Annotated in this window: 7 protein-coding genes; 6 read left to right on the top strand and 1 reads right to left on the bottom strand. The window is 64.6% G+C overall.

Features of this window, described 5'->3' with window-relative positions:
* On the bottom strand, positions 1–754 hold a 754-nt coding region (locus tag IV113_RS20885), incomplete at its 3' end, for an SRPBCC family protein (protein WP_291088992.1).
* Positions 755–953: 199 nt separating this feature from the next.
* Here IV113_RS20885 and xseB point away from each other — a divergent pair.
* The 6 genes from xseB to IV113_RS20855 form a co-directional block, all read left to right on the top strand.
* Entirely contained in the window at positions 954–1,244 is a 291-nt protein-coding gene (gene xseB, locus IV113_RS20880) for an exodeoxyribonuclease VII small subunit (RefSeq protein ID WP_291088994.1), read from the top strand.
* A gap of 35 nt (positions 1,245–1,279) precedes the next feature.
* On the top strand, positions 1,280–2,152 hold the full coding sequence (locus IV113_RS20875) for a polyprenyl synthetase family protein (RefSeq protein WP_291088993.1): 873 nt from the start codon (positions 1,280–1,282) through the stop codon (positions 2,150–2,152).
* A 47-nt stretch (positions 2,153–2,199) separates the two neighbouring features.
* The gene (dxs, locus tag IV113_RS20870) at positions 2,200–4,095 is read left to right on the top strand and encodes a 1-deoxy-D-xylulose-5-phosphate synthase (protein ID WP_291088991.1); all 1,896 of its coding nucleotides are present in this window, start codon (positions 2,200–2,202) and stop codon (positions 4,093–4,095) included.
* Between the two features lie 188 nt (positions 4,096–4,283).
* A complete protein-coding gene (locus IV113_RS20865; RefSeq protein WP_291088990.1) occupies positions 4,284–5,363 on the top strand; it encodes a TRAP transporter substrate-binding protein in 1,080 nt (359 codons plus the stop codon).
* 171 nt (positions 5,364–5,534) lie between these two features.
* Complete coding sequence (locus IV113_RS20860) at positions 5,535–6,158, top strand: TRAP transporter small permease subunit (protein WP_291088989.1); 624 nt, start codon at positions 5,535–5,537, stop codon at positions 6,156–6,158.
* Between the two features lie 2 nt (positions 6,159–6,160).
* Positions 6,161–7,445, top strand: a 1,285-nt coding sequence (locus IV113_RS20855) for a TRAP transporter large permease subunit (RefSeq protein ID WP_291088988.1), incomplete at its 3' end; no start/stop codon positions are given.

The raw sequence follows: 7,445 nt of genomic DNA, 5'->3' as shown, positions 1-7,445 counted from the left end.
CGTGCCAGCGCTGGTAGACCGGGCTGCCGGCCTTGCCCAGCAGGTTGGCCGGGCCCACGGTCTGCACCGAATACTCGGGCTTGAATTCCCAGCGCAGGTCTTCGCAGGTGACGAATCCACCCAGGCCGGGGTGGAAGGGCGCCACATGGTAGTCCTCCAGATAGACCTCGATGAAGGTCTTCCAGTTGTAATTGCACTCGTGCAGCTCCACGTGGTCCAGCACCATGCCCTCGAAATCGAGCGCGGCGCGCGGGCCCATGTGCGCCAGGTCGGCCTGCACATCGCGGCCGTTGTCTTCGAACAGCAGGCCATTCCACTCGCGCAGCGGGTAGTTGTTGAGGTTCAGGCAGGGGTCTTTGTCGAAATGGGGCGCGCCCAGCAACTGGCCCGCCTGTTCGCCCTGGATGCCGCTGTAGGTCCAGCGGTGCAAGGGGCACACGATGTTGCCGCCCGCGCTGCCGCTGCGGGTCTCCAGCAGGTTGCCCCGTCCTTTGAGGATGATGGCCTGCCGGTGGCGGCAGACGTTGGAGACCAGCTCCACACCGCTGGCGGTGCGCACCAGTGCCCTGCCGCCGGCTTCCTGCGGCAGAGCGTGGTAGTCCCCTGTGTTGGGAACGGCGAGTTGGTGCCCCACATACCGGGGCCCGCGCTGGAAGAGGACTTCCTTTTCGCGCTGGAACAGCGCTTCGTCGAAGTAACTGGAAACCTGAAGTTGGCTTGCGGCCTGCTGCAGTTGAAGACTTAAATCAGACATCGTGGTCCTGACCTAGAGACTCCCCCTATGAAGGGGCAGGGTAAGCGCTGTGCTCGTGAGACGAATTCGCGCGGGATGGGTGGAGTGGTGCGTCCCTCCGGGCTGTGGAGGCCCGTCAGTGATGAAAAGGGGCGAATTCTACCCCCCGGGGCAGTACCCACTGGCCAGCGCCGGTATGCAAAAGCGTGCCCACTTTAGAATGAACCACGTGAACGACCCAATCCCCACCGTGCCCCGCTCCCCCAAGAATGTATCGGACGCTTCGTCGACCGACACCCCGCCCACCGCCGCGAGCTACGAAGCGGCGCTGCAAGAGCTGGAACAGCTCGTGTCCCAACTCGACGCGGGCCAGTTGCCGCTGGACCAGTTGCTCACCCGCTACCAGCGCGGTGCAGAGCTGCTGGCTTTTTGCCGCGCGAGATTGGAAGCGGTGGAAAACCAGATCAAGGTGCTCGAAGGCGGTGAGCTCAAACCCTGGGACTCCGTGTGAACGCCGTGTTGTCCACCATCCCATCCACCGACTTCATGGCCTGGCGCGAAGCGCGGCAAGCGACTGTCGAGCAGGCCCTCTGCGATGGGGTGCCGAGCGAGACACCCGCCGGTCTGGGCGACGCCATGCGTTACGCCGTGCTCGACGGCGGCAAGCGGCTGCGCCCCCTGCTGGTCCTTGCCACGAGCGAGGCCCTGGGCGGTCAACCGCTGGCGGCCATGCGCGCGGCGTGCGCGGTGGAGCTGATTCACGCCTATTCGCTGGTGCACGATGACATGCCCTGCATGGACAACGACGTCCTGCGCCGTGGCAAGCCCACGGTGCATGTGCAGTTTGGGGAAGCCCAGGCCCTGCTCGCTGGTGATGCGCTGCAGGCCTTGGCCTTCGAGCTGCTGGTGCCCGACGACGGCAGCGTGCAGCCCGCCATGGCTGCGCGTCTGTGCAGGCTGCTGGCCCTGGCGGCGGGAGCCGGTGGCATGGCCGGTGGCCAGGCGATTGATCTGGCCAGTGTGGGTCATGCCCTGGACCAGCCAGCGCTGGAAGCCATGCACCGGCAAAAGACCGGCGCCCTGCTGCAGGCCAGCGTGATGATGGGTGCGGCCACGGCGCAGCGGTCGCCCGACACCGAAGCGCGACTGGCCGAGTACGGCGCCTGCGTGGGTCTGGCGTTCCAGGTGGTGGACGACATTCTTGACGTGACCGCCGATTCGGCTACGCTGGGCAAGACCGCCGGCAAGGACGCGGCAGCGGACAAGCCCACCTTCGTGTCCCTGATGGGATTGGCCTCCGCACAAACCTACGCGGACCGTGTGCTGGATCAGGCCCACGAGGCCTTGCGGTGCAGCGGCATCGCAAGGCCCGATACCTTGCATGCCCTGGCCGACTGGGTCGGGCGCCGCGATTCCTGAGGTCCACCGGCCCCGCCCATTCATTCATGACCCGATCGACCCTGCCCATGAGTTCATTGCTCTCATCCATCGAGTCTCCGGCCGATGTGCGCCGCCTCACCCGCGCCCAGCTTCTGCCGCTGGCCGATGAGTTGCGCGCCTATCTGCTGCAAAGCGTGGCACGCACCGGTGGCCACCTGAGCTCCAACCTTGGCACGGTCGAGCTCACGCTGGCCCTGCACTACGTCTTCAACACGCCCGAAGACCGTCTGGTCTGGGACGTGGGTCATCAGACTTACCCGCACAAGATCCTGACCGGCCGGCGCGACCGCATGAGCACGCTGCGCCAGCTCGGTGGCATCAGCGGCTTCCCGCGGCGCTCCGAGAGCGAGTTCGACACCTTCGGCACGGCCCACTCCTCCACCAGCATTTCGGCCGCACTCGGCATGGCCATGGGCGCCAAGATCAAGGGTGAACACCGCAACGCCGTGGCCATCATCGGCGACGGTGCCATGACCGCCGGCATGGCCTTTGAAGCGCTCAACAACGCCGGTGTGGCCGAAGGCCGACTGCTCGTGGTGCTCAACGACAACGACATGTCGATCTCGCCGCCGGTGGGCGCGCTCAACCGCTACCTCGCCCAACTCATGAGCGGGCAGTTCTACGCCGCCGCGAAGAACGTGGGCAAGCAGGTGCTCAAGGGGGCGCCGCCCCTGTTCGAACTGGCCAAGCGTCTTGAGGAGCAGGCCAAGGGCATGGTGGTGCCGGCCACGTTGTTCGAGAAATTCGGCTTCAACTACATCGGCCCGATCGACGGGCACGACCTGAACTCGCTGATCCCCACGCTGGAGAACATCCGCCACCTGCTCGAGACCGACAGCGGGCCGCAGTTCCTGCACGTGGTCACCAAAAAGGGACAGGGCTACAAGCTGGCCGAGAACGACCCCATCGCGTACCACGGCCCGGGCACCTTCGATCCGGCGGTCGGCATCGTGAAGTCCGCCGCGACGCCCAAGACCACCTTCACCCAGGTGTTCGGCCAGTGGTTGTGCGACATGGCCGCTGCCGACGAACGTCTGGTGGGCATCACGCCCGCGATGCGCGAAGGCTCGGGCATGGTCGAGTTCGAGCGCCGTTTTCCCGCGCGCTATTTTGATGTCGGCATTGCCGAGCAGCACGCCGTGACCTTCGCTGCGGGGCTGGCCTGTGAAGGGCTGAAGCCGGTGGTCGCGATCTACTCCACGTTCCTGCAGCGCGGCTACGACCAGCTCATCCACGATGTGGCGCTGCAGAACCTTCCCATGGTGTTCGCACTCGACCGCGCGGGTCTGGTGGGGGCCGACGGCGCCACCCACGCCGGCGCCTACGACATCGCCTTCCTGCGCTGCATTCCCAACATGGCCATTGCCTGCCCGGCAGACGAGGCCGAGTGCCGCCAGCTCCTGTCGACGGCACATGCGCAGAACCAGCCCGTGGCCGTGCGCTACCCGCGCGGTGCGGGTGTGGGGGCGGCCGTCCCGACCAGCCTGGATGGGCTGCCATTCGGCAAAGGCGAGGTTCGCCGCCAGGGCAAGGGCATCGCGATCCTGGCCTTCGGCACGCTGCTTCACCCCGCGCTGGCCGCTGGCGACAAGCTGGGCGCCAGTGTGGCCAACATGCGCTGGGCCAAGCCACTTGATGTCGAGCTGTTGCGCGAACTGGCCGGCACGCACGAGGCGCTGGTCACGGTGGAAGAGGGCTGCCTGCCCGGTGGCGCTGGCAGCGCGGTGCTGGAGGCCTTGCAGTCCGAAGGCATCAGCCTGCCGGTGCTCTCACTCGGCCTGCCCGACGAATTCTCCGAGCATGGCGATCACGCCAAACTGCTCAGCGCGCTCGGCCTGGATGCCGCCGGCATCGAGGCGTCCATCCGTGCCCGGTTCGAATCGCTGCTGCACGCAGCGCCTGGTCTGAAGGTGGTGGGCTGAGCTGGTCCGGCCCCGTCGCGCGTGATGAAACGTGCACAACGCCTACCACCGATTGCAAAGCCTCGCTCATCGAGGGAAAACCCCTGAGCCCCGCAAGGGGCGCGTTCCTACAATCGCCACTGACTGAATCAGTCTCCAGCCCATCCGACGGGCCGGGTGTACCTATACCAACCACGGAGTCAATCGATATGGATCGTCGTTCACTTATCAAGAACGCAGGCATCGCCGGCGTTCTGGCCGCAGGTGCCGCGCCCGCTGTGCATGCACAGGCCGCCATCCGCTGGCGTCTGGCCTCAAGCTTCCCCAAGGCGCTTGACACCATCTTTGGAGCGGCCGATGTGTTCGCCAAAAAGGTCGGTGAGATGTCCGGCGGCAAGTTCTCGGTCACCGTGCATCCTGGCGGCGAACTCATGCCCGCCTTCGGCGTGGTCGACGGCGTTCAGGAAGGTACCGTGGAGTGCGCTCACACCGCGCCCTACTACTTCTTCGGCAAGGACGACACCTTTGCACTGGACTGCGCAATCCCCTTCGGCCTCAACAGCCGCCAGATGACCGCGTGGATGTACGAAGGCAACGGCATGAAGCTGTTCCGCGAGTTCTACGAGGGCTACAACATCGTGAACTTCCCCATGGGCAACACCGGGGCGCAGATGGGTGGCTGGTACCGCAAGGAAATCAAGACACTGGCCGACATCAAGGGCATGAAAATGCGCATCGGTGGCTTCGCCGGCAAGGTGCTCACCACCATGGGCGGTGTGCCGCAAAACATCCCTGGCGGCGAGATCTACCAGGCGTTGGAAAAAGGCACCATCGACGCGACGGAATGGGTGGGTCCGTACGACGACCAGAAGCTCGGCTTCAACAAGGTGGCGCCGTACTATTACTACCCCGGCTGGTGGGAAGGTGGTCCACAGCTCTCGCTGTACGTCAACAACAAGGCGTACAACGCGTTGTCACCCGAGAACAAAGCCATCGTGGAATGCGCTGCCGCCATTGCACACACGACCATGCAGGCCCGGTACGACGCTCTCAACCCCGCCGCGCTCAAGCAACTGGTGGCCGCCGGCACCAAGGTCCTGCCTTTCCCCAAGGCCGTGATGGACGCTGCGTTCAAGAACTCCATGGAGCTCTACGCCGACATCAGCGCCAAGAACCCGAAGTGGAAGAAGATCTACGCGGACTATTCGGCCTTCCGCAAGGACCAGAATCTCTGGTTCCGCTTCACCGAAGCCCAGTTCGACCGCTACATGCAGGCGGCCAAGCTGTAAATCGGTCTGACGATCCGGCAAGAAGCCCCGCTCTGGCGGGGTTTTTTGCACGGATCGCTCCATGCTCCACCGGGTCCGCCGACGCCACGTCCGCCGCACCCGGACGTCGCAGGCGCCGGTTCTGTAGACTCTGCGACTCTTTTTGCGTTCAACTCCCTCAGGGGAAATCTCATGTCATTCCTGTTGAAAATTTCTCGCCTGATCGACGCCATGAGCGATCTGATCGGCAAGCTGGTCATGTGGTTCATCCTGGCCACCACCCTGATCAGCGCGGGCAACGCCATCGTGCGCAAGCTCTTCGACAACAGCTCCAACGCGCTGCTGGAGATCCAGTGGTACCTGTTTGCCGCCGTCTTCATGCTGGGCAGCGGTTTCGCCTTCCTGCGCAACGCCCATGTGCGCATCGATTTCATTTCATCGAAGTTCAGCGCACGCGGCCGCAACTGGGTCGACGTGGTGGGCATCCTCATCTTCCTGTTCCCGCTGTGCTACATGATGGCCACGCTGGGCTGGCCCCTGTTTGAGCGCGCCTGGACCACCGGCGAAATGTCGTCCAACTCGGGTGGGCTCATCCGCTGGCCGGTGTACGGCCTGATTCCCCTGGGCTTTGCCATCCTGTTCGTGCAAGGGGTGAGCGAGCTCATCAAGCGCATTGCCTTCCTCACGGGCAACGGACCCGATGTCCTCGCCCAGGAAGGCCCCAGCGATGAAGAGCTGCTGGCTCAGCAACTGCTCGAAGAAGCCGAGCAGCGTCTCAAGGAAGAGGCCGAACAGCGCCTCAAGGGAGCCAACTGATCATGATCGAATTCATCTCCGCCCAATTTGTGCCGCTGATGTTCGGCGGGCTGCTGGTCTTCCTGCTGTCGGGTTTTCCGGTCGCCTTTGCACTCGCCGCCACCGGCCTGTTTTTCGGGTTCATCGGCATGGAAGCCGGCCTGTTCCCGTCCAACCTGTTCCAGGCCTTGCCGCTGCGGGTGTTCGGCATCATGCAGAACGACACGCTGCTGGCCATCCCCTTCTTCACGCTGATGGGCATCATCCTGGAGCGAAGCCGCATGGCCGAAGACCTGCTGTCCACCGTGGCGCAGGTGTTTGGCCCGGTGCGCGGCGGTCTGGCCGTCGCGGTGATTCTGGTGGGGGCCCTGCTCGCCGCCACCACCGGTGTGGTCGCAGCCGCCGTGATTTCCATGGGTCTGATCTCGCTGCCCATCATGCTGCGCTACGGCTACAACCGGACGATCGCCACCGGCACCATCACCGCGTCGGGCACGCTGGCGCAGGCCATCCCGCCATCCCTGGTGCTGATCGTGCTGGCCGACCAACTGGGTCGCTCGGTCGGTGACATGTATGCCGGTGCGTTGATTCCCGGCTTGTTGCTGGTGGGACTCTACCTCGTGTTCATCGCCGCTGTGGCCATCGTCAAACCCCAATGGGTGCCGGCGCTGCCGGCTGAAGCGCGCATTTACAACGAGCCCGACGGCTCCAGCGGTCACCGCTCCCTGCTGGTGCTGCTGGTGCTGTGTGCGGCGGTCAGCGTGGTCTGGTCCCAGGTCCACGAATCGGTGATCAACCCGTTGATCGAACGCGAGATGAGCCCGGCGGGCGACGAGGTGGTCATCCTGTCCATCACGGTCGGTTCGGTGCTGGCGCTCGCCTTGGCGCTGCTCAACCGCCTGTTCCGTCTGGGCCTGCTGTCCCGCCTGGCCGAACAGGTCACCTTCGTGTTGATCCCACCGCTCGTGCTGATCTTCCTCGTGTTGGGCACCATTTTCCTGGGCATCGCCACGCCCACCGAAGGCGGCGCAATGGGCGCTCTGGGCGCCATGATCATGGCCGGTGCGCGCCGCAGCCTGACGTTTGATCTGCTGAGGCAGGCGCTGGAGAGCACCACCAAGCTCGCCATCTTCGTGATGTTCATCCTGATCGGCTCCACCGTCTTCAGCTTCACCTTCAACGCAGCTGACGGGCACATCTGGGTCGAGCACCTGTTCGACAAGATGCCGGGCGGCCAGATGGGTTTCCTGCTGGTGGTGAACCTGCTGGTGTTCGTGCTGGGCATGTTCATCGACTTCTTCGAGATCG

Origin of the sequence: Hydrogenophaga sp. (genome assembly GCF_018780385.1) — a bacterium.
In the GTDB taxonomy this organism is placed as follows: domain Bacteria; phylum Pseudomonadota; class Gammaproteobacteria; order Burkholderiales; family Burkholderiaceae_C; genus Hydrogenophaga.
Note: the sequence above shows the minus strand (reverse complement) of the source record. Positions and strands in the feature narration are given on the sequence as shown.

What these genes read in the sequence shown, in the direction of transcription:
- dxs (WP_291088991.1), top strand. Translation starts at nt 2,200, where the DNA reads ATGAGTTCATTGCTCTCATCCATCGAGTCTCCGGCCGATGTGCGCCGC.
- xseB (WP_291088994.1), top strand. Translation starts at nt 954, where the DNA reads ATGAACCACGTGAACGACCCAATCCCCACCGTGCCCCGCTCCCCCAAG.
- IV113_RS20860 (WP_291088989.1), top strand. Translation starts at nt 5,535, where the DNA reads ATGTCATTCCTGTTGAAAATTTCTCGCCTGATCGACGCCATGAGCGAT.
- IV113_RS20875 (WP_291088993.1), top strand. Translation starts at nt 1,280, where the DNA reads ATGGCCTGGCGCGAAGCGCGGCAAGCGACTGTCGAGCAGGCCCTCTGC.
- IV113_RS20865 (WP_291088990.1), top strand. Translation starts at nt 4,284, where the DNA reads ATGGATCGTCGTTCACTTATCAAGAACGCAGGCATCGCCGGCGTTCTG.